Genomic DNA, 22,387 nt, shown 5'->3' on the forward strand with positions numbered 1-22,387 from the left:
ATCAGCTAAACCAATGTAGCAGCATTAACAAACGATTCATTAGCCCCAACGAGAAGCGTCCCCTCAGTAGACCTAGACCGGTTAATCAATGGCCCAGTTTGTTCGCCCACAAACTTTTTTCAAAAACACTTACGAAGATCATTTTTTTCTGGTAATGTAACCAGTTGTGTAAAAAATGAAATGAAAGTAGGACTTAATAACTATGGAACAAACTGCAACTTTGAGTGCTACACAACCTCGGGTCGTCGTTAAACACCCCAAACTTGCCATGGTCAGCATGCTGATCGGCGCCTTTGTTGGAATGTTTAGCGAGACCTCTCTTAATATTGCGCTTCCCCAACTAGAAGCTAACCTCGGTGTGACAACCGCCACCGTTCAATGGCTAGTGACCGGCTACATGCTCATTATCGGGGTTGTGTTGCCTCTAAACTCATTATTAACTAAATGGTTAACCACTCGTCAAATTGTCATTTTTGGGCTGTTAGACTTTATCGTTGGGGCCGTCATTGCGGCCCTGGCCCCATCATTTGCTCTCTTGTTAATGGGTCGGATGATTCAAGGAATTGCGACTGGCCTCATTTTACCGCTCATGTTTACCGTCGCCATGCAGGTCTTTCCATCCGTTAAGTTAGGCACGGCCATGGGAGTCTGTGCGTTAGTCATCATGTTTGCCCCGGCCATCGGCCCAACATTGACTGGCTTGATTCTTGCCAAATTATCTTGGCACTGGATTTTCTGGTCATTTGTTCCGTTTCTAGCCATTGCGTTAATTTTTGCCGTGACCTCACTTGAAAACGTCGGCGACTTAACGCACCAAAAAATCGACGGCCTCTCAATTTTGACCAGCGTCATCGGTTTTGCTGGGTTGGTTATGGGGGTCAGCTTCGCGTCAGACAAGGGCTGGGGATCGCCAATGGTCCTTGGTCTCTTCGTCGTTGCGCTCATCGCTTTAGCCATTTACATTTACCGGCAACTGCACCTTGAACAACCTATTTTAAACCTCAAAATATTCGCTAATCCGGCGTTTCGAGCTGGTGCTTTGCTGGTGATGTTAGACTTCGGAATCATCTTATCAGCCATGTATATCCTGCCCATGTACCTGCAAAATGGCCTGGCAGTAGCTGTGGCGATGACCGGTATTATCATGTTACCCGGTGGCGTGGTCAACGCTCTGGTATCCGCTATTTCCGGCCGCTTATTTGATAACTTTGGGGCCAAATGGCTCACCCGGCTTGGCTTTTTTATCGCTTTGATTGGCGCCGGCATGCTGATGATGACCAACGCTCACAGTAGCCTGGCCATGGTGATTGCCGCTCACATCGTCATGATGATCGGAGCGCCACTGGCTATGTCCCCCGCTCAAACCCACGCACTGAACGCCTTGAACGGACCAGCTTCGGGCGATGGTAGCACCATCATGAACACCCTCCAACAAATTGTCGGGGCCATTGCAACCGCCCTAGCCACCAGTCTACTGGTCTTTGGCCGAACCAATAGTCATCTGGCGACCCCCCAAGCAGCCTTTACCGCTGGGGCCCACGTGGCTATCTGGTTGCCAATTGGCCTATCGGTGATTGCCCTTTTAATCACGTTTACCACGACGTCGTTTAAGCAGTCAACCAAGTCATAATCCGTTAACGAACCCGTCAACCACTTTTGGTTGGCGGGTTTTTGAGTTTTAAGCAAAATAAAGGGCAGCTTGAACGCTGTCAAGCCACCCCTTATTAGAATTACTTCAAAATTTGATTAAGTGCTCGATACTGGTCTAGCATCCATGACTTGTAATCATGGCCAGCCGGCAGCGTTTCGGTTACTTTAAGCACTGGGACCCGGTTTTCATTCGCCATGGCCACCAGGTTTTGCACGGTCTTACTCGTCACTTGTTTGTTGTAAACGAAGAAGGCCACCTGCCGTTTTTTAAGCCCTTGGTGCATATCCGTGAGCATTTTAGGCGACGGATCTGTTTCGTTTTCCACGGCCTCTTCAAAGCCATGGTTTCCAACTTTAAAGCCCATGGCTTCAATCGCGTAGTCAAAGACCGGCTCACTCACATAAACCGCCTTATTAGCGGTTTTCTTGGCCGTTGCTTTTAATTGGTCAAGTTCTGCATTAATTGGTTTTAACGACTCAATATACTTTTGGGCATTTTTTTGGAAGTAAGCCTTATTTTTAGGTTGTAAAGTCCCAAACTTTGCAGCTAAGGCGTTGGCCAGGGCCGGCATTGTTTTAGGGTTGTACCAAAGATGCGGATTATCGCCATCTTTCTTATGCATCACGTTCTCGCCAACCTTGAGAAAAGTGGTATCGTGACCATGGCTTACCAGCTTATTCATCCAGGTATCGTAACCAATTCCGTTGGCTACAGCCACGTCAGCGCCCGCCACTTCTTTTGCCACAGCCGGCGTTGGCTCATAGTCGTGAGGGTCAACAGACGGCTTGTTGATGATTGACTTAACCGTTCCCTTGTTACCAACGACGGCCCTCGCCACTTCGCCATAAAAGTCAGTCGACGTCACGACGTTGATTTGGCCACTCTTTTTTTGACCTGACGTCTGACCACAAGCAGCCAAGACAATTCCGAGACTGAACACGGCAACAACGGCCGCCAGTCGCTTTAAAAACCGGTGCGTTTTAAACATTTCAAAATAGCCCCCAAAATAAAAAGTAATTATTACTCTTTATAGAGTACAAAAAAGTCTCGTGATTGTAAATAGTAATTTTTACTATTTGCCAAATTAATTTAATTTTCCATAATCCTGTTTGATTAACTGGTAAAGTTGCGCCATTGAATAAGCCTGACCAAAATACCGGCGACCGGCTGTCTTATAATAGCCGTCTGGATCAGTATGGTCGGTCCCACCTAAAAACTGAGAAACCGCGTGATGTGACCAAACGGTGCCCTTCCCATCATAGGCGGCGTCATTGGGCTTCAAGTGATACTGTTTCAGTAACTTGGCCGTGAAGTAAGCCGCATTAGCAGCCTGTTTAGCAAATTGCTTCTTCGAATGGACTTCAACCTGTTCAAACTGCAAGAACCGCGCATTAGCCGGATAGCCCGCCCCCCACGCGAGGTAGTTTGTGTTGGCAATGTTAATAATGTGAGTGCCGTCAATAAAGGCGTGAACAAACCCATTTGAATAGTTACGCTTCATGTACGCGATTTCACTAAATATGTTGGAATTTGGATTTCCCGTTTCGTGCACAACGACCCCCTCTGGTTTTTTGAAACCATGTCGGTAACGATACTTCGGAAAGCCGTGCCAAATCCGCTTACTAACTGCTACCGGTTCAATATGATGCATCGCGATATACTGATTAACCATACTGGTACTAGCGTCAGCCGTACCATGACAAAAGCCCAAGACCCCGATAAAAACGGCACCCATCACCACAAATCGATTTAACTTCATGACTTATCCTCCTAATTTCAATAACCGTTGCTAAGTTTAGTGGTAACCGTTACCCTTTTCAAGTTACAGTTAAATAACAATTCTTTTTCATTGACATTTCCTAAATCAATTGGCATAATATTAAAACGTAACTATTACTATTAAACAAAAGGAGCGATGACCATGCGTCAACACGTCATCTTAGCTAGCGAAGAAACCGGCGAACGGTTGTACCTCACAAGCAAAAACGTTCGCAACACGCCCGACCGGCTAGTTTTAAAAAAATACTCGCCGAAATTAGGCCGTCGGACCGAATTTAAAGAAGTCAAAAAATAGGAGGCGCCATCTATGGAAAAAACTGATTTAGCCAGTGCTTACCGCCGTTTAAAGAGTCCTAATCTTCGGACGCGTTCCCGCGCCAAGCGGGTCATCAAAGCCCAGCAAAAAAAGGCCAGTGCTGGTAAGAACTAGCCTCTAAGCCACATCTCCATAAGCCCCCCTCAATCAAAGCGTTGAGGGGGGCTTATTTGCGTAGCACTGGGGATGCAAGCACTGCTGGTTTGCCACTCTAATCACCGTCATCCTGGCTTACGGGGTCGGTTTCATCTACGGTCTCTGGGCCCAAGACTACCTAAAAAAAGATTAGCGGCAACTCATGGCCACCAAATCGATCATCTCCTACTGGTCGATTTTTGATAATGACCATTCAATTAATTGGAAACTGGCTGATCCAAACCTATTAGTCCATTATTCGAGAAATACCGTTGATTTTAACCGCTTAACGCTCGGGTCAAATAAAGCAGCCACAACTAACTAACTCGCACTTAAATCAGCTGTATTTAACGTCCAGCCAAGTCGCTGATACCCGGTTCATTTAATTCGCCCAAAACTCGTTTCGGTTGACTTGTCGCAGTCTTAATGGTTTAATGATTTAAACCAACGAACGAAAGTGAAGTGATGCGCCTTTGACGCCAACGGACTGGACACAACTATGGACCGAATTTACCGCCAGCAAGGACTTTCTAATTGCGCTGGGAGATGAAAAGCGCCAGCAAATCATCATTGCCTTATTACATCAAGAATCCAGTGAAGGGTTACGGGTTGGCGACTTTCTCAAGATTACCCATCTCTCACGACCGGCTGTGTCCCACCACCTAAAAGTTTTAAAAGATGCCGGCGTTCTCATCGTGCGCAGTGAAGGCACCCGAAACTATTATCAATTGGCCATGCGAACCCCTTTAGAGGGCCTCGTGCAACTCTGTCAAACTGTTTTAACCACCCTTGACCTTAAGGAGGCAGCACAATGAATAAAATTTTAGTGGTTTTAACGAATACCACGCAATTTACCAAAAAAGACGAAGCCACTGGTTTATGGTTAGGTGAAGCCACCGAATTCGTCGAAGATGTTGAAGCTGCAGGCTATCAAGTCGACTACGTCAGCCCTAAGGGGGGTTACGTTCCGCTAGATCCCCGAAGTATGAAATACGCAGACAACACAGCGTTGGCCCGCTATCGGTCCAACGATTTCCAAGACCGGGCGCTCAGCCATTCCCTGAGTCCCGCCGACATTAATCCTGCTGATTACGTTGCCATTTACTATACTGGCGGGCACGGTGTGATGTTTGACTTTCCAAATGACACTGCCCTCCAAAACATTAGCCGTCAGATTTATCAAAATGGCGGCTATCTCACCTCAGTTTGCCACGGGATTGCCGGATTGCTCAATTTAAAGGACGAGGCCGGCCACTACCTGATTAGTGGTCAAAAAATAACCGGGTTTACAACTAGCGAAGAAGTTTTAAGTGGTAAAACACGGATGGTTCCCTTCCTTAACGAAAAGGTTGCTCGCCAACATGGCGCCCAATTCTTAAAAAAGCGCGCCTTCAAACCTTATGCGGTGACTGACGGCCAATTCATTACGGGCCAAAACCCTTGGTCACCACACGAAGTGGCCCGGCAACTAATAACGGCATTAAAGACGCACGCCAACTAATTTTAGGTACAAAAAAACGACTACCCGGTGAAAGCCGAGTAGTCGTTTTTAATAAGCTTAGTCTGCGGAAACGAAAGGCATTAAGCCCATGATCCGTGAACGCTTAATTGCGATTGTTAACTTACGTTGGTTCTTGGCACTAGTACCAGTCACCCGACGTGGCAAAATCTTGCCCCGTTCTGAAACGAAACGTTCCAATAAGTTAGTATCTTTGTAATCGATGTATTCGATGTGGTTTGCTGCGATGAAGTCGACCTTACGGCGACGACGACCGCCTCTACGTTGTTGAGCCATGATATTCCCTCCAATTCAGTCCGCTTAGAACGGTAAATCATCATCTGAGATATCAATTGAATCGCCGTTATTAGCGAACGGATCCGCTTGATTATCGTTCGAATTTTGATTATTGTTAGCCGCACCATTGGCGTTTGGATCGCCAAACGGATTATTATTCTGAGGAGCACTGCCGTTGCCACCAGCGGGTGCATTGTTGTTGTAGTTATTGTTACTACTACCACTACCGCTATTACTGTTTGCCGACTTGGGCTCCAGTAAAGCGAAGTTATCAACAACCACCTCAGTGACGTAGACGCGTTGGCCCTGTTGATTTTCGTAATTTCTGGTTTGGATCCGGCCTTCAAGCCCGACTAACGCCCCCTTATGGGTGAAGTTAGCAAAGTTTTCGGCGGATCGACGCCAAATCACGCAGTTAATAAAGTCCGCTTCACGCTCGTTGTTTTGATTGGTAAATTGCCGATCAACAGCCAAGGTAAAGTTTCCAACTGCCGCCCCGCTTGGGGTGTAACGCAAATCAACGTCTCTTGTCAGGCGTCCAGTAAGCACTGTTCGGTTGATCATACGAACCGCTCCTCTCGTACTGTTCTAAAAAATTAGTCTTCGCGCTTTACGATCATGTGACGTAAGATATCGTCATTGATCTTTGAAAGACGGTCGAATTCGTTCAACGCTGCATCGTCGTTAGCATTAACGTTAACGATGTGGTAAACACCTTCAGTGTAGCCACCGATTTCGTAAGCGAAACGAAGCTTCTTCCAGTCTTTTGAATCAATTAATTCTGCACCATTGTCAGTCAAGATCTTGTCGAAACGTTCAACCAATGCTGTTTTAGCAGCATCGTCAAGGTCTGGACGGATGATGTAGGTAATTTCATACTTCATGAAATTTGCACCTCCTTATGGACTTCAGGCCCGCCCCATTTGAATTAGACGAGCAAGGAGAGTCTTCCCAAAATAACGGATTACTCACAGATAAACATTTTAACAAAGATTTTCATAAAGTGCAATGGACTTCCTGACAAGATTTGTTGGTCCGAAATTTACCTACGAAAAAAGATGACGGATATCGTCATCTTTTTAGATTTTATTCTTCTGATTCTGGCTCGTCACCGTCATCCGTTGCAGTGTTCGTATCTGGCGTTGCTTCAGCATCAGCTTCTGGTGCTTCCTTTTCGACAACTGCCATCGTGGCAACGGTCGATTCATCATCCAGTCGAATCAGGTGAACCCCAAGGGTTGCCCGACCCGTTTCGGAGACGTTTTCAACCCCGAACCGAATCATCACACCTTTATCGGTAATCAGCATGATGTCTTCTTCTCCGGTCACGGTCGTCAAACCAGCCAGTGGCCCGTTTTTCTCAGTCACGTTGATGGTCTTGATTCCCTTACCACCACGTCCTTTAATGGCGTACTCGCTTGCCGGCGTTTGCTTCCCATAACCCTTCTCGGAAATGACAAACACGTTGCTGTTTGGTGCTAGAACTGCTGCGCCAACCACGTAGTCGTCGTCACGCAACCGAATACCGCGGACCCCGGTAGCTGAACGGCCCATTGACCGGACGTCAGTTGTTTGGAAACTAGCCGCATACCCGCGGTGCGTCCCGATGATCATGTTTTGTGTATCATCGACGATCGACACGTTCATCACTTCATCGCCCTCTTTAAGGCTGATGGCTTTAAGCCCGTTACTACGGATATTACTAAATTCCTCGACAGGCGTCCGCTTTACCGTCCCATGAAGGGTGGTAAAGAACAGGTAACGATTCTGCTCGCTATCTGAATCTGACACATTAATAACGGATTCAACGTGCTCGTCCGAATTGATATTTAGCAAATTGATCACTGGGATTCCCTTAGCTGAACGACCATATTCCGGAATCTCGTAGCCCTTCATCCGATAGACCTTACCCGTGTTGGTAAAGAACAGCATCACGTCGTGGGTTGACGTTGAAATCAAGTGTTCGATGAAGTCATCGTCATGGATTCCCATCCCTTGAATACCACGGCCACCACGATTTTGGGCCTTAAACTCAGTCGTTGGGAGTCGCTTAATGTAGCCGTTATGCGTCAACGACACAATCACGTCTTCTTCTTCGATCAAGTCTTCGTCTTCCAGACTTAACACTTCCCCGACCATCAACTCAGTCCGGCGATCGTCGCCAAACTTCTCTTGAATATCCAGCAATTCTTGGTAGATGATACCGTTCATCTTATCCTTACTTGCTAAAATTTCTTGGTATTCTTGAATGGCTTTTTGAAGTTCAGCGTACTCTTTTTCAACCTTATCACGTTCTAGTCCGGTCAACCGAACGAGTCGCATATCCAAGATTGCTTGGGCTTGCTTATCGGACAACGGGTAGTTATCCATGAGTTGTTGTTTCGCAATCTCAGCCGTTTGGGAACTCCGAATAATGCTGATAATTTCATCAATGTGATCAAGCGCAATCTGCAAACCTTCAAGAATGTGGGCTCGCGCCTTGGCTTTCGCCAGGTCAAACTCGGTCCGTCGCCGGATAACTTCGAGTTGGTGCGCCAGGTAGTACTCCAAGATTTCTTTCAGACTCAAGATCTTGGGTGCACCGTTGACGATAGCTAACATGTTGAACCCAAACGACGTCTGCATCAACGTCATCTTGTACAGGTTGTTCAAAATAACTTCGGCACTCGCATCTCGCCGAACATCGACCACAATCCGCATCCCTTCGCGGTCAGACTCGTCATTGACATCCGTAATGCCTTCGATCCGCTTGTCACGAGCTAATTCAGCAATGCGCTCAATCAACTTGGCCTTATTGACCATGTATGGAATTTCGGTAGCAACAATGCGTTGCTTGCCATTTTTATCCTCTTCGATATCGACCTTTGCGCGAAGGGTAATGGTACCCTTCCCCGTGTCATAGGCCTTCCGAATCCCAGACTTACCTAAGACGACCCCACCCGTTGGGAAATCCGGACCTGGTAAGGCTTCCATCAAGTCTGCCGTCGTGGCCTCCGGGTTATCCATCAAAATGTGAATGGCTGAAATCACTTCCGCCAAATTGTGTGGTGGAATGTTCGTCGCCATCCCAACGGCAATCCCCGAAGCCCCATTAACGAGCAAATTAGGGAAGCGAGCTGGCAAAACGACGGGTTCTTTTTCGGTGCCATCGTAGTTGTCTTGATAATCAATTGTATTTTTATTAATATCACGCAACATCTCAAGCGCAATTTTACTTAACCGAGCCTCGGTATACCGCATTGCGGCCGCGCCATCACCATCGACCGAGCCGAAGTTCCCATGGCCGTCGACAAGCATGTAGCGGTAACTAAAGTCCTGAGCCATCCGCACCATTGATTCATAGATGGCTGAATCCCCATGGGGGTGGAACTTACCCATAACGTCCCCGACGATCCGGGCCGACTTCTTGTACGGCTTATCAGGCGTCACACCCAACTCATTCATCCCATACAAGATCCGCCGGTGAACGGGCTTCAGCCCATCACGAACGTCTGGCAAGGCCCGCGCCACGATAACGCTCATCGCATAATCAAGAAACGATGACCGCATTGTTTTCGCCAAATCGACATCGGTGATGCGACTCGGCAAGTCTTCATTTGCCAAATTATTAACCTCCCAGTTGCCACATTACTGAAACGTGATCGGCGAGACTGCCCCCTACTGTGGCAGGGAAAAGCCCACAAAATCCTAACTCAGATTTTCTGGTCTTCTCCCTGCCACTCCGGGCGCAACCCGTCTCGTCTCACACTCTTTTTGAATCGTGCTATGCAAGGCCGATGACTACCGTGGAACCGCCTTGCGACACACGCTTACCTAGATATCCAAATCCGCGTACTGCGCGTTTTCTTCGATGAAGTCCCGTCGTGGTTCAACCTTATCACCCATCAAAGTGGTGAAGACCTTTGATGACTCGGCCGCGTCACTTGGATCAACGCGCAATAACCGGCGCCGTTCTGGGTCCATCGTGGTTTCCCAGAGTTGTTCCGCATCCATTTCACCAAGTCCCTTGTAACGTTGAATCTTAGGCTTCGGTGCTGGGGAAAGTTGCGAAACGACTTCGTTGAGTTCTTCATCCGTATCGATATAACGCATGTATTTCCCTTGGCGCACTTGGTACAGTGGTGGCTGGGCAATGTAGACGTAACCGGCCTCTAGTAACGGCCGCATGTACCGGTAAATTAACGTCAGCAACAGCGTTCGAATATGGGCCCCATCGACATCGGCATCAGTCATGATCACTAACTTGTGGTAGTTGGCCTTGCTAACATCAAATTCATCGCCAAAGCCAGTTCCCATGGCCGTAAAAATTGTCCGGATTTCTTCGTTGGCTAAAATTTTATCCATGCTGGCCTTTTCGACGTTTAAAATCTTTCCCCGAATTGGCAGGATGGCTTGGGTCAACCGCGACCGACCCTGTTTTGCAGAGCCGCCGGCGGAATCCCCTTCGACAATAAACAATTCTGAGATAGCTGGATCCTTACTCGTGTTATCCGCCAGTTTCCCCGGCAAACTATTAATTTCCAGGCCACTCTTTTTACGGGTCACTTCCCGCGCACGCTTGGCAGCAACTCGAGCTCGTGAAGCCAGCATTCCCTTGTCGACCACTTTACGGGCCACGTCAGGATTTTCCATCATGAACTTTAAGAAATGTTCGCTAAATAGGTGATCGGTGGCCGTCCGAGCATCCGAGTTCCCTAACTTCGTCTTCGTTTGACCTTCGAATTGCGGGTCCGGATGCTTGACTGAAACGACGGCCGTTAGACCTTCACGCACGTCTTCACCGGTCAGGTTCGGATCGCTATCCTTCAGCATGCCATTCTTCCGCGCATAATCGTTAATGATCCGCGTCAAGGCCCGCTTAAACCCTTCCTCGTGAGTCCCACCTTCGTACGTGTGGATGTTGTTGGTAAAGGTCAGTAGGTTGGAGTGGAAATCATCGGTATACTGCATGGCCACTTCAACGGTGATGCCCTTTTCTTCACCCTCCACGTAAATTGGGTCTGGGAACAAAACGTCCTTGCCCTCATTCAGGTATTCAACGTAGTGTTTGATACCGCCTTCGTAGTGGAAACTCTCTTCCGTTGGCTCTTCTGGGCGGTTATCGCGAATGGTAATCCGCAACCCCTTGTTTAAGAAGGCCAGTTCGCGAATCCGCGTCGTCAACGTCTTAATATCATAAGTGGTGGTTTCAGTAAAAATATCTGGATCCGGCTTGAAGTGAACCGTGGTCCCGTGAATCTCATCTGGTAACCCTTCATCGATGATTTTCATGGTGTCTTTAACGTGGCCGTGATCAAAGTCCATGTAGTAACGCTTACCATCACGGACAACCTTGACGTCTAATTCAGTGGACAGAGCATTAACAACCGACGCCCCAACACCGTGCAAGCCACCGGAAACCTTGTATCCGCCGCCGCCAAACTTACCACCGGCATGCAAGATGGTAAACACCGTTTCAAGGGCTGGTTTACCGGTCTTTTGTTGGATATCAACGGGAATCCCCCGCCCGTTATCCATGACTGTAATACTGTTATCCTTTTCAACGGTCACATGAATCGTATCAGCAAACCCAGCTAAGGCTTCATCGATCCCGTTGTCAATGATTTCCCAGACCAAGTGGTGCAGACCTTGGGCGCTCGTCGAGCCAATGTACATTCCAGGCCGTTTTCTAACTGCTTCGAGCCCTTCCAACACCTGAATTTGACTGGCGTCATATTCAGCTGCCCGTTCTTTTTTGGTTTCTTTATCCGTCAAGTGATTTCCTCCTCACTCTAATTCCCTTACACCTCATCATCGACAGCAATGTGCCCGTCGCTAATGGTCAATATCTTTGGTTGGTGAATCAGCTTTTGGGCAACGCCACTAAGACTCGTGGTGGTCAAAAACGTCTGCACCTTATCTTGAATAGCTGTTAACAGGTGTGTTTGGCGCATATCGTCCAATTCGGAAAGCACGTCATCGAGTAACAAAACCGGATACTCACCGGTCTGATCCTGCATGAGGTCAATTTCGGCCAATTTAACGCTTAACGCTGTTGTCCGCTGCTGGCCCTGCGATCCAAAGGCACTGACATCCTTATCGTTGACGATGAACTTTAAATCATCCCGGTGCGGCCCCACCAACGTTGTGCGTTGGTAAAGCTCCTTTTCACGGCGTTCAGAGTACTGGTTCATTAGCGCCTGATAGACGGTATCAACATCCGTTAAAGTGGCTTCCGGTAAGCTCGTAGCGTACTTAAAGCGCAACGTTTCACGGTGTTGAGAAATTTCCTCATGGATGCCTCGTGCCCACTGCTCAAGCTGGTTTAACAGCGTCAGCCGGGAAACGACGATCTCCGCACCATACGCAGCTAGTTGATCTGACAAAACGTCTAATAAGACCATGTCTGACTGTTTTTTTGTTCCTAATTCCTTTAGGTACTTGTTTCGCTGCCGTAAGATGGCCCGGTATTGAGTCAAATTGTACAAGTACTTATGACTCATCTGACCAAATTCCATGTCCATAAATCGCCGTCGCCCCTGAGGTGACCCCTTAACTAGGGCTAAGTCCTCAGGCGCAAACAAAATCACGTTAAGTTGACCCACGTAATTTGACAGCTTGCCCTGTTCCAAATGATTGACTTTGGCCCGTTTTCCGTGCTTAGACAAGTCCAGTTCCAAGGGCGTTGTGCCCGCGGCTTTTTCGACCCGCCCCAACACCTGAGCATTGTCAGCTTGCCAGTTAATTAATTCCCGGTCGTTACTCGTTCGGTGCGACCTAGCAAGCGCTAAAACGTAGATGGCTTCTAACAGATTCGTTTTTCCCTGCGCGTTTTCGCCCAATAAGACGTTAACGCCCGGACCAAATGACACATCTAGCGCTTCATAATTCCGAAAGTGGCGTAACGATAACTCCGTTAATTTCATGGCTAATCAGCCTGATTTGAGCGTATAAAAAATAGCCCTACGTCTTTGACGTCGACCGTATCTCCTGGATACAATTTGCGCCCACGCCGGTCATCTGGCTCGCTATTCACGTCGACCGCGTGTTCTTTGAGGTACCATTTCGCCTGACCGCCTGAACTGACAATGGTTTCTTCCTTGAGAAGTTGGCCCAAAGTCATGTACGGCGAATCGATGAAAACTTCTTTTTTCACGCTTCCACCCACCTTTATTTTCTCTTATAATTATACGCTTTTTAGAGGTAAAAGTATAGTTTGAAATAGAATACAGGCGATTTGAGCCATTTTTAACACTTCTAGGGTGTTCAGTCAGATTAAACGTAAAATCGCACAGGGGATAAAAATAGCAATTTTCACCAAAAAAGCACAAAAAAACGACCATTTTCAAAAAATGGTCGTGAGGTCTCGCAAAGTTAGTCTTAAAATGTCCGAACTGGCGTAATCAGTTGAATAAAGTTGGTCTGATCTTCGGTTGGTACCAGCGTAAACGGCCGTAACGCAGAGGTAAACGCAATTCGGATCACCGTCTGACCAAACGAACGAAGGGCATCCTTCATGTAATCGGGGTTAAATGAAATCTCAAGTGATTCCCCTTCAAAGCCGCTAGCCGCGAGTTCTTCTTCAACGTTCCCAACGTCTGGCGAGTTCCCAAAAATAGTGGCCGTCTTGCCAGCTGGGTCTAAGGTTAATTTCACCACGTTATTCCGGGACTCATGAGACAGCAACGAAGCCCGCTCAATTGAAGATAGCAGCGCATGGGCATCGAATTCCACAGTCGTCGTTGATTCGGTTGGAATAAGGCGAGAAGTATCCGGGTAGTTCCCTTCAAGTAACCGAGAATAAAATAAGCGGTCACCGATGGTAAAGAGCACTTGGTTTTCAGACAAGCGCATCTCAACGTCGGGGTTGTCGTCGCCAATCATCCGTGATAGTTCAACTAAACTCTTACCCGGAATGATCACGTCATGATCAGTCGAAGCTGATTCTGGGAGGGTAATGCGGCGTTGGCTTAACCGGTGACTATCCGTGGCAACGGCCATCAATTCATTACCGCTTAGGGTAAAGTGAACCCCTGTCAAGATTGGTCGACTTTCCTGCGTCGATACCGCAATAACGGTTTGGTTAATCAATTCTTTAAAGACGTTTCCGGCTAAGGTAATCGAATCGGTCCCGTCGATTTCAGGTAAGTGGGGGTAGTTATTGGCATCCAATCCATTGATGGTAAACGAAGCGTTACCTGAAGTAATCTCCGTTTGGAAGCCTTCGGTGACAGCTAACGTTAAGTTGTCTTCTGGCAAGCGCTTAACAATATCACTGAAGAACCGGGCAGGTAATACAATAGCGCCCATACTTTCTACAGCTAATTGGTTGTCTGGGTTGTCAGCATGGAGAATGGTTTCGATCGAAATATCGGCATCGGAACCCGTTAACGTTAACCCAACTTCAGAAGCCACTAACTTGAGACCCGTCAAAATGGGAATCGTGGTTTTTGAAGAAATTGCGCGAGACACGTTGTTAAGTTCCTTAATGAACGCTGTACGGTTAATAGTGAATTTCATGTCTGTCTGACACTCCTTATAATCCATAATATAAATAAAGAACAGTAGTCGTAGTAGGGCGGTGGATACTGTGGATAAGTTAAATGGGCCTTGTTGTCATAAGAGTTATGCACATGTGGATAACCTGTGCATAACTCTTGGAAAAGGTCGTTTTTATCCACATCCACCTTCCTAACCATAATAGCTTACTTGGGTGGTTAAAAAAAGTAGCAGGCCAGAATTTTGCAATTCAGCCCACTACTTTTTTCTTATCGAGTGAGTTCTGTTTTCAGTGTTTCAATCTCACTGCGAAGTTCAGCGTTGACTTTTAACGCGTCTGCAATTTTATCGCAGGCGTGAATCACGGTCGTGTGATCCTTACCGCCAAACTCGTTACCAATTTTAGGAAGGGAGCTATCGGTGAGTTCGCGGGCGAGATACATGGCGATTTGACGGGGCATGACGATGGCCTTCATGCGTTTTTTACCCTTAAGATCAGCCTGTGACACGTGGTAGAACTTCGCCACTTTTTCCTGAATGACGCCAATGGTGAGCTCGCTGGAATGTTGATCAAGCTTGAGACTCTTTAATGAATTGGCGACCAGCTCCGTTGTAATCGGCGCGTGGACCAGCTTCGAATAGGCGTGAACTCGTGAAAGGGCACCTTCGAGTTCGCGCACGTTAGAATCGATATGACTCGCGATGTATCCCAGCGTTTCGTCTGGAATATCAATGTGATCTGCGTTGGCTTTATTCCGCAAAATGGCAATTCGCGTTTCCAAATCAGGTGGGGTAATATCCACGGATAATCCCCAAGCAAAGCGTGAAACCAAGCGATCTTGCAGCTTAGGAATCTCATTTGGTAACCGGTCGCTGGTCAGGACGATTTGTTTCCCGTCATCATATAACGCGTTAAAGGTATGGAAGAACTCCTCTTGAGTTCCCTCCTTATCAGCGAAGAACTGAATGTCGTCAACAAGTAATAGATCAACGTTTCGGTATTCCTCCCGAAACTGCTCTTGGGTCTTAGATTGAATCGCGGTGATGAAGTCGTTAGTGAAGGCCTCACTCGTCACGTATTTAATCTTAGTGTCGGCGTCATCAACCAACATCTTGTTGCCAATGGCGTGCATCAAGTGGGTCTTGCCCAGGCCGACACCCCCATAGAAGAACAGCGGGTTGTACATGACGCCGGGTTCTTCAGAGACCACAAGTGCGGCGGCGTGCGCCATTTGGTTACCCTTACCAATGACGAAGGTGTCAAAGGTGTACTTAGGATTGAGCTTCGCGTCTTGGCGAACATGGTGCGTGACGGGTTTGTCATCGTGTGACGGCACGGCCACGTCCGGTTCGTCACCAGCTACTACGAATACGGGTTCGATATCTTCATGGGTTGCTGCATATGTAAATTCAAGCAGTGGCTCAGTAAGATTACGTTGCCAGTAATCGCGGTGTAACTCAGAGGGCAACTTGATGGTTAACCGGTTGTTGGTTAACTTAACTGGGTCTGCCGTTGAGATCCAGGTGTTAAAGGCAGTTGGCGCAACTTCTTTTTCGAAATCGGCCTTGATAGTGCCCCATAAAGAGTCTAAATCAAGCACGATTATTTTTCCCCCTCAAGAAATGATAGATTAAGTTTAGCATGGTCAATAAAAGTTTTCCACAGCCTTTTTAGCCTGTGGATAATTGTTTCACAGGGAGTGGGAAAGTTATTCACAGGGGGTGTGTATAACTTGCAGTGGATTGTTGTGAAACATTGTTATCAACAGAAAGCTGTGGACAACTAAAGTTATCAACAAAGCGTTTAGAGAAGTTTTCCACAATATCCACAATCAATTTAATCTGTGAAACAACAGCGTGTGATTTAGGGGATAACTCAGTTGATAGGCGGTGGATTTCGATTTTAAATCCACAAGTTATCCACAGGTTATCCTCATGAAACAAATTTTGTTTTCCGAGAAAATTTAAAATGGTACTTTGAACTTGGCGCAGATTATGATAGTATGTTCTAGAAATGCATTTTGAGATGTAAATCCCCACGTAGGAGGTGTTAATTCATATGAAGCGCACATACCAACCAAAGAAACGTCACCGTCAACGCGTTCACGGTTTCCGTAAACGCATGAGCACTAGCAACGGCCGCAAGGTTTTAGCACGTAGACGTCAAAAAGGTAGAAAAGTATTGTCTGCATAAGACCACTGACCGTCAGTGGTCTTTTCTTTTTACGATTTGTTCAAACCTGGAGATGCACTATGCGAAAATCTTACCGTGTCAAAAAGGAAGCGGAGTTTCAAGAAGTTTTTGAAGCGCGTCAGTCGGTGGCCAACCGGCAATTTGTCATCTATCAGTTGGAACGACCAAACCAAAAACACTTCCGGGTCGGCATTTCAGTTGGTAAAAAGATTGGTAATGCGGTTCATCGAAATTGGGTTAAACGCCGAATTCGCCAATCACTATTTGAGTTGAAGCCATTTTTAAAGCAGGATGTCGATATCCTGGTGATTGCCAGACCGATGGTAAGCGAGCTTTCAATGGCAGCAACCAAGCGACATTTGATTCACGCGTTAAAGTTGGCCAAATTACTGGATAGCGATTATAGCGAGGAAGAAAAGTGAAAAAATTTAAACGTTACGCGACAATGTTAAGCATTGTGGCCTTAGCGGTTATCTTGACTGCCTGTGGGAACCAGCCGATTACCGAGCACAGTACCGGTTTTTGGGACGGTGTTATCCTATTAAACTTCTCTCGGGCGATTATCTGGCTTGCTCACGCTTTTGGTGGGTACGGGATGGGGATCATTGTTTTCACCATCATCGTGCGGATCATCATTTTACCGTTGATGATCTTTCAAACTCGAAGCATGCGGCGGACCCAAGAGATTCAACCGCAGTTAAAAGCACTACAAAAGAAGTATTCATCAAAAGATCAAGAAACGATGGCCAAGTTGCGCGAGGAGCAACAAAAGCTTTACAGCGAAGCGGGCGTTAACCCGGTTGCCGGCTGTTTGCCATTAGTTGTTCAACTGCCAATTTTGTGGGCCCTGTATCAGGCGATCTGGCGGACGGATGTCTTGCGCTCTGGTCACTTCCTATGGTTACAACTCGGGGCGCGCGATCCCTACATTATCTTACCAATTCTAGCAGCCATTTTTACCTTCTTAAGTTCATGGCTGATGATGCGAGGTCAAGCAGAGTCCAACACCATGACGACGATGATGACGGTCACGACACCGATTATCATTTTCGTAACGGCCCTGAGTCTCCCGAGTGCCTTGTCACTTTACTGGGTGGCGACTAACGCGTTCCAAGTGGGGCAAACGTTGGTGATTCAAAACCCATGGAAGATTCGACGCGAACGGGAAGAGAAGGCCCAAGCCGAGCGCGAGCGGAAGCGAAAAGTTCAAAAAGCGGTTCGCCGGGCAAAGCAAAGTAAGCGAAAGTAACAATTTCGGCAGCCAATAGCGGCCGTAACAGCTCACCAACTTCATTAGCTGGTGAGCTTTTTTTTGATCATTTTTTAGGCTAACCGGTGTAAACTGCGTATTTGTAATATTTCAGGCCCTTTTCCCGTGATATACTAAATGCATTGATTTTGATGAAGGGAAGATTACCCATGACCGTATTCACCGGCGCCACTGTTGAAGAAGCCATCAGCAAAGGCCTTCACGAACTGAACTTGAACAATTCACAGGTGACCACGACTGTGAAGACCACCCCTAGACGCGGTTTCTTGGGATTTGGTGCGCGCATCGCAGAAGTTGATGTGACGCCCATCGAAGAAGAGCTTCACCCGGACGCCCCGAGCATTCAACCGCAAGACCAGCCAAGCCACACCAGCGCTGAAACAGCCGCGCCAGTAGTGGCACCCCCCGCAGCGACGGACGCAGAACCGGAAGCGCCTCGGGTTGACTACAGCGAAGTTGCGCACCGGTTGAGCGACTATTTGCTGACGATCACTCAGCAACTGGGGATTGATGCGACGGCCAAAGTAGCGGTCCACCACCGCGAGGTTCAGATTAACTTTGACACCGAACAAGAGGGGCTGTTAATTGGCAAACACGGTCGGACGATTAATTCGTTGCAGGCGCTCGGTCAAGTGTATTTGAATCACGCGCGGTTCTCTAAGCTGTCAGTCATGTTAGACGTTGCGAGTTACCGCGAGCGCCGATTGGAAACGCTGACTCGCCTGGCTGAAAACATGGCTCGCGAGGTTGTGGCCACCGGAAAACCGGTTTACCTAGATCCGATGCCGTCGTTTGAACGGAAGCAAATTCACAACGTCTTGGCTGAAAATGATTATGTGATGACCTATTCAGCCGGTACGGAACCAAAACGGGCGGTCGTGATCACACCTCGGTAGTGAAATTATCCCGGGTTTTGATTGACAAACTGGCCGATCCATTTTAGTATTATAGCTAATCATTCTTATCTTAATAGATAAAGTAGTCAAAGTGCTTTATCCATGCTGTTAGGGGCATGGAGTGGGCACTTTTTTTGTGCGTGAATTTTTGAGCATTTTTGATTTTAGGAGGGAAACGATGAGTACGACAAGTGAATTTGATACGATTGCCGCCGTTGCGACACCGCCGGGTGAGGGGGGCATTTCCATCATTCGAATTAGTGGCGATCAGGTGTTTGAGACAATTAAACCGTTATTTAGGGGACATGACCTTCAACAAGTGGCGAGTCATACGATTCACTACGGCCACATCGTGGACCCTAAGACCAACGGCGAAGTTGATGAAGTGATGGCGACGGTCATGCGGGCGCCGCGTACCTACACGCGAGAAGACGTTGTTGAGATTAACTGTCATGGGGGTCTGATGGCGACTAATGAAATCTTACAGTTAATCCTGAGTCAGGGTGCTCGCTTAGCCGAACCCGGTGAATTTACGAAACGGGCCTTCTTAAGCGGCCGAATCGATCTATCTCAAGCGGAAGCGGTCATGGACTTGATTCGGGCAAAAACGGACCGCTCCATGAAGGTTGCCCTTAACCAACTTGACGGTAATTTATCACGGTTAATTAAGAACCTCCGGCAAGATATTTTGGAGGTCCTCGCACAGGTTGAGGTCAATATTGACTATCCTGAATACGACGATGTTGAGACCATGACGACGAAGATGTTGCTGGAAAAAGCCCAGGAAGTTCAGGCAGCCATCGCGCAACTTCTTAAGTCGGCTAAGCAGGGGAAAGTGCTACGCGACGGGCTAGCAACGGCTATCGTAGGCCGGCCTAACGTTGGCAAATCCAGTCTGCTTAACGAGCTTCTGCACGAGGATAAAGCGATCGTGACCGACGTTGCTGGAACGACGCGAGACGTCATTGAAGAATACGTTAACGTCGGTGGGGTGCCGTTGAAACTGGTGGACACGGCCGGAATTCGTGAGACGGACGACACGGTTGAAAAAATCGGCGTGCAACGCTCAAAACAGGCGATTGAAGCCGCTGATCTGGTTGTCCTAGTCCTTAACGCTAGTGAACCATTAACGGCTCAAGACCGTGAATTATTGACGGATACAGCGACTGAAAAGCGCATTATTATTTTAAATAAAACAGACTTACCACGGAAACTCGATATGGTGGCGTTGGCTGACTTAGCAGGGGAAACGACAGTGATTGAGACGTCGATGACTGAAAACCTTGGGCTTGACGCCTTAGAACACGAGATTAGTCACCTCTTTTTTGAAGAGGGAATCGAAAGTGGTCAAGGAAACGTCATGGTGACTAATGCCCGCCATATCGGGCTATTAAACCAAGCAGATAGCGCCTTAGACGACGTCTTAAACGGCATTGCTGCCGGGATGCCGGTAGACCTTGTTCAGGTTGATATGACGCGTTGCTGGGATTTATTAGGGGAAATCACGGGCGATAGCTACCAAGATGAATTACTTGATCAACTATTTAGTCAGTTCTGTGTTGGAAAATAACGAGGAGGAACATTAAGATGCCTGAAGTACAATCCTATCAAGGCCAAGACTACGACGTTATTGTCGTGGGTGCTGGGCACGCCGGCTCCGAGGCCGCACTAGCAGCGGCTCGGATGGGTAATAAGACGCTGTTGATGACCATTAACTTAGATATGGTGGCCTTCATGCCGTGTAACCCATCTGTCGGGGGACCGGCAAAGGGAATCGTTGTGCGCGAAATTGACGCCTTAGGTGGCGAAATGGGGCGTAATATTGATAAGACCTATGTTCAAATGCGGATGCTTAACACGGGGAAGGGGCCGGCTGTTCGGGCCTTACGGGCACAAGCTGACAAGCATGCCTACCATGCTGAGATGAAGCACACGTTGGAACAAGAACCTAACTTAACGTTGCGTCAGGGAATCGTGGATGACCTCATCGTCGAAAACGGTGAATGTAAAGGGGTCATCACCAATACAGGCGCTCACTACAAGGCTAAAGCCGTTGTCATTTGTGCGGGAACGGCTGCGCGCGGCAAGATTATTATCGGGGAACTGATGTACTCTAGTGGTCCAAACAATTCCCAGCCAGCGATGGCACTGACCAAGAATCTCGAAAAGTTTGGGTTTGAACTCAAACGCTTTAAGACCGGGACACCGCCTAGAGTTGATGGGAACACGATTACTTATAGTGAAACCGAAGAACAACCTGGCGATGCTGAGGTTAACCATTTTAGTTATGAAACGCCAGACGAAAACTACCTGTCATTGAAGAACCAGCTGTCATGTTGGTTGACGTATACGAATGAAAAAACCCACGAAATCATCCGTGAGAACCTCGACCGAGCGCCGATGTTTTCGGGTGTGATCGAAGGGGTTGGACCACGGTACTGTCCATCGATTGAAGATAAAATCGTGCGTTTCGCTGATAAGAGTCGTCACCAGTTGTTCTTGGAGCCAGAGGGTCGTCAGACCGATGAATGGTACGTTCAGGGACTCTCAACATCCATGCCAGAAGAAATCCAACAACAAATTCTACACTCCATTAAAGGGCTAGAACACGCTGAAATGATGCGGCCAGGATACGCCATTGAATACGATGTCGTGTCCCCTTACCAGCTCCGCCCGACATTGGAGACCAAGATTGTGAAAAACCTGTTCACGGCCGGGCAGACAAACGGGACGTCAGGTTATGAAGAGGCAGCTGGTCAAGGCATTATCGCCGGGATCAACGCGGGATTGCGGGCGCTTGGTCAAGGCGAATTTGTGATGAAGCGAAATGAAGGCTATATCGGGGTCATGATTGACGACTTGGTGACCAAGGGGACTAACGAGCCTTACCGGTTATTGACTAGCCGGGCAGAATACCGATTGATTTTGCGGCACGATAATGCTGATATGCGCTTGACACAAAAGGGCTACGACCTTGGACTGATCTCTCAGGACCGTTATGAGGCCTTTTTGGCTAAACGGCAGGCAGTTGAAGATGAGATTAACCGCCTTAACACAGTGCGGGTTAAGCCATCGGATGCCGTTAACGCCTACGTGATGAGTCATAACGAAAAGCCGTTGAAGGATGGGGTATTAGCCGCTGATTTTCTGCGCCGGCCACGGGTCAGTTATCAGGATCTCTTGCAGTTTATTCCAGTTCCGGATCAGCTCCTTGACCACCGAATTGTTGAAGAAGTTGAGATTCGGATTAAGTATGCGGGTTACATTAAGAAGGCTGAAGAAAACGTCGCTAAGATGAAGAAGATGGAAGCTAAGAAAATTCCAGATCAGATCGACTATGATGCTATTGATGGGTTAGCAACGGAAGCCCACCAAAAACTGAATAAGATTCGCCCAGAAACAATTGCTCAAGCAACCCGAATTAGCGGGGTTAATCCAGCCGATATTGCGATTTTGAGTGTGTATATTGAACAGGGGAAGATTGCGAAGGTGCAGTCGTAAATTGTGGAACTTGGTCTTAATCGGATGATTTAAGTAGCTAGTGGCGTCAACTTAGCTTTTTTAGGTTGACATCACTTTTTAGTTGAATTAAAGCAAGGATGAGGGACCCGCCATTAACAAGGAGGGCTGGCCGTGCTTCATAACCAATATGTTCGATCGGTCTTTGAATTGACAGCGTTCGTGATGGCGCTCATGATTCCAGTTATTCTCATTAAAGCTGGCGTCGACCTTTTTAATCAGGGCTTGCTATCTCCCGGCCATTATTTGCGGATGATGCTAACAACGGTTGGCCACACGTTTGTCTTTTTCACTCTGATTGAAACCATCGAATTTTTCTGGCATCATCGGCAGCATTAAATATAGATCGGAAAA

23 protein-coding genes are annotated in these 22,387 nt (G+C 47.6%); 12 read left to right on the top strand and 11 right to left on the bottom strand.

Features of this window, described 5'->3' with window-relative positions; translation table 11 throughout:
* Window positions 1–202: 202 nt before the first annotated feature.
* Window positions 203–1,630 (top strand): DHA2 family efflux MFS transporter permease subunit, encoded by a 1,428-nt coding sequence (locus tag FC96_RS05715; protein ID WP_056942327.1) that lies wholly within the window; start codon window positions 203–205, stop codon window positions 1,628–1,630.
* Window positions 1,631–1,730: 100 nt separating this feature from the next.
* Here FC96_RS05715 and FC96_RS05720 read toward each other — a convergent pair whose 3' ends face one another.
* Together FC96_RS05720 and FC96_RS05725 are read right to left on the bottom strand one after the other, a co-directional pair.
* Window positions 1,731–2,639 (bottom strand): metal ABC transporter solute-binding protein, encoded by a 909-nt coding sequence (locus FC96_RS05720; protein WP_056942328.1) that lies wholly within the window; start codon window positions 2,637–2,639, stop codon window positions 1,731–1,733.
* Between the two features lie 96 nt (window positions 2,640–2,735).
* Complete coding sequence (locus FC96_RS05725) at window positions 2,736–3,410, bottom strand: peptidoglycan recognition protein family protein (protein WP_056942329.1); 675 nt, start codon at window positions 3,408–3,410, stop codon at window positions 2,736–2,738.
* Window positions 3,411–3,572: 162 nt separating this feature from the next.
* Here FC96_RS05725 and rpmG point away from each other — a divergent pair, with 162 nt between their 5' ends.
* From rpmG to FC96_RS05740, 4 genes are all read left to right on the top strand, one after another.
* Window positions 3,573–3,725, top strand: coding sequence for a 50S ribosomal protein L33 (gene rpmG, locus FC96_RS05730; RefSeq protein ID WP_056942330.1), 153 nt, complete (start codon window positions 3,573–3,575; stop codon window positions 3,723–3,725).
* 12 nt (window positions 3,726–3,737) lie between these two features.
* Window positions 3,738–3,860, top strand: coding sequence for a putative metal homeostasis protein (locus FC96_RS12995; protein WP_162253148.1), 123 nt, complete (start codon window positions 3,738–3,740; stop codon window positions 3,858–3,860).
* Window positions 3,861–4,354: 494 nt separating this feature from the next.
* A complete protein-coding gene (locus FC96_RS05735; protein ID WP_055679613.1) occupies window positions 4,355–4,696 on the top strand; it encodes an ArsR/SmtB family transcription factor in 342 nt (113 codons plus the stop codon).
* A complete protein-coding gene (locus tag FC96_RS05740) occupies window positions 4,693–5,382 on the top strand; it encodes a type 1 glutamine amidotransferase domain-containing protein (RefSeq protein ID WP_056942331.1) in 690 nt (229 codons plus the stop codon). The genes FC96_RS05735 and FC96_RS05740 overlap by 4 nt, the downstream gene beginning before the upstream one ends.
* A gap of 57 nt (window positions 5,383–5,439) precedes the next feature.
* Here FC96_RS05740 and rpsR read toward each other — a convergent pair whose 3' ends face one another.
* The 9 genes from rpsR to dnaA form a co-directional block, all read right to left on the bottom strand.
* Entirely contained in the window at window positions 5,440–5,676 is a 237-nt protein-coding gene (gene rpsR, locus FC96_RS05745; protein WP_055679614.1) for a 30S ribosomal protein S18, read from the bottom strand.
* Window positions 5,677–5,700: 24 nt separating this feature from the next.
* On the bottom strand, window positions 5,701–6,240 hold the full coding sequence (ssb, locus tag FC96_RS05750; protein ID WP_055679615.1) for a single-stranded DNA-binding protein: 540 nt from the start codon (window positions 6,238–6,240) through the stop codon (window positions 5,701–5,703).
* A 32-nt stretch (window positions 6,241–6,272) separates the two neighbouring features.
* On the bottom strand, window positions 6,273–6,560 hold the full coding sequence (gene rpsF / locus FC96_RS05755) for a 30S ribosomal protein S6 (RefSeq protein ID WP_055679616.1): 288 nt from the start codon (window positions 6,558–6,560) through the stop codon (window positions 6,273–6,275).
* A gap of 202 nt (window positions 6,561–6,762) precedes the next feature.
* Complete coding sequence (gene gyrA, locus FC96_RS05760; protein WP_420835107.1) at window positions 6,763–9,225, bottom strand: DNA gyrase subunit A; 2,463 nt, start codon at window positions 9,223–9,225, stop codon at window positions 6,763–6,765.
* Between the two features lie 264 nt (window positions 9,226–9,489).
* A complete protein-coding gene (gene gyrB, locus FC96_RS05765; protein ID WP_056942332.1) occupies window positions 9,490–11,430 on the bottom strand; it encodes a DNA topoisomerase (ATP-hydrolyzing) subunit B in 1,941 nt (646 codons plus the stop codon).
* A 26-nt stretch (window positions 11,431–11,456) separates the two neighbouring features.
* A complete protein-coding gene (recF, locus tag FC96_RS05770) occupies window positions 11,457–12,581 on the bottom strand; it encodes a DNA replication/repair protein RecF (RefSeq protein ID WP_056942333.1) in 1,125 nt (374 codons plus the stop codon).
* Between the two features lie 2 nt (window positions 12,582–12,583).
* Window positions 12,584–12,811 (bottom strand): S4 domain-containing protein YaaA, encoded by a 228-nt coding sequence (gene yaaA / locus FC96_RS05775; protein ID WP_056942334.1) that lies wholly within the window; start codon window positions 12,809–12,811, stop codon window positions 12,584–12,586.
* Between the two features lie 224 nt (window positions 12,812–13,035).
* Window positions 13,036–14,175 carry a DNA polymerase III subunit beta gene (gene dnaN, locus FC96_RS05780; protein WP_055679620.1) on the bottom strand — a complete coding sequence of 380 codons (1,140 nt, stop codon included), beginning with the start codon at window positions 14,173–14,175 and terminating at the stop codon, window positions 13,036–13,038.
* Between the two features lie 248 nt (window positions 14,176–14,423).
* Window positions 14,424–15,755, bottom strand: coding sequence for a chromosomal replication initiator protein DnaA (gene dnaA / locus FC96_RS05785; RefSeq protein ID WP_055679621.1), 1,332 nt, complete (start codon window positions 15,753–15,755; stop codon window positions 14,424–14,426).
* Window positions 15,756–16,213: 458 nt separating this feature from the next.
* Between dnaA and rpmH the strand changes: the two genes are divergently transcribed.
* From rpmH to FC96_RS05815, 7 genes are all read left to right on the top strand, one after another.
* Window positions 16,214–16,348 carry a 50S ribosomal protein L34 gene (gene rpmH, locus FC96_RS12715; RefSeq protein ID WP_002829327.1) on the top strand — a complete coding sequence of 45 codons (135 nt, stop codon included), beginning with the start codon at window positions 16,214–16,216 and terminating at the stop codon, window positions 16,346–16,348.
* A 59-nt stretch (window positions 16,349–16,407) separates the two neighbouring features.
* On the top strand, window positions 16,408–16,770 hold the full coding sequence (rnpA, locus tag FC96_RS05790; RefSeq protein ID WP_055679622.1) for a ribonuclease P protein component: 363 nt from the start codon (window positions 16,408–16,410) through the stop codon (window positions 16,768–16,770).
* Complete coding sequence (gene yidC, locus FC96_RS05795) at window positions 16,767–17,597, top strand: membrane protein insertase YidC (RefSeq protein ID WP_235804726.1); 831 nt, start codon at window positions 16,767–16,769, stop codon at window positions 17,595–17,597. Before rnpA ends, yidC begins: the two co-directional genes overlap by 4 nt.
* Before the next feature lie 170 nt (window positions 17,598–17,767).
* On the top strand, window positions 17,768–18,514 hold the full coding sequence (gene jag / locus FC96_RS05800) for an RNA-binding cell elongation regulator Jag/EloR (RefSeq protein WP_056942335.1): 747 nt from the start codon (window positions 17,768–17,770) through the stop codon (window positions 18,512–18,514).
* Window positions 18,515–18,692: 178 nt separating this feature from the next.
* Window positions 18,693–20,084, top strand: coding sequence for a tRNA uridine-5-carboxymethylaminomethyl(34) synthesis GTPase MnmE (gene mnmE / locus FC96_RS05805; protein ID WP_056942336.1), 1,392 nt, complete (start codon window positions 18,693–18,695; stop codon window positions 20,082–20,084).
* A gap of 17 nt (window positions 20,085–20,101) precedes the next feature.
* Entirely contained in the window at window positions 20,102–22,015 is a 1,914-nt protein-coding gene (gene mnmG, locus FC96_RS05810) for a tRNA uridine-5-carboxymethylaminomethyl(34) synthesis enzyme MnmG (protein WP_056942337.1), read from the top strand.
* Between the two features lie 132 nt (window positions 22,016–22,147).
* The gene (locus FC96_RS05815; protein ID WP_056942338.1) at window positions 22,148–22,372 is read left to right on the top strand and encodes a hypothetical protein; all 225 of its coding nucleotides are present in this window, start codon (window positions 22,148–22,150) and stop codon (window positions 22,370–22,372) included.
* Window positions 22,373–22,387: the final 15 nt, after the last annotated feature.

Source organism: Secundilactobacillus kimchicus JCM 15530, assembly GCF_001433995.1.
In the GTDB taxonomy this organism is placed as follows: Bacteria; Bacillota; Bacilli; order Lactobacillales; family Lactobacillaceae; genus Secundilactobacillus; species Secundilactobacillus kimchicus.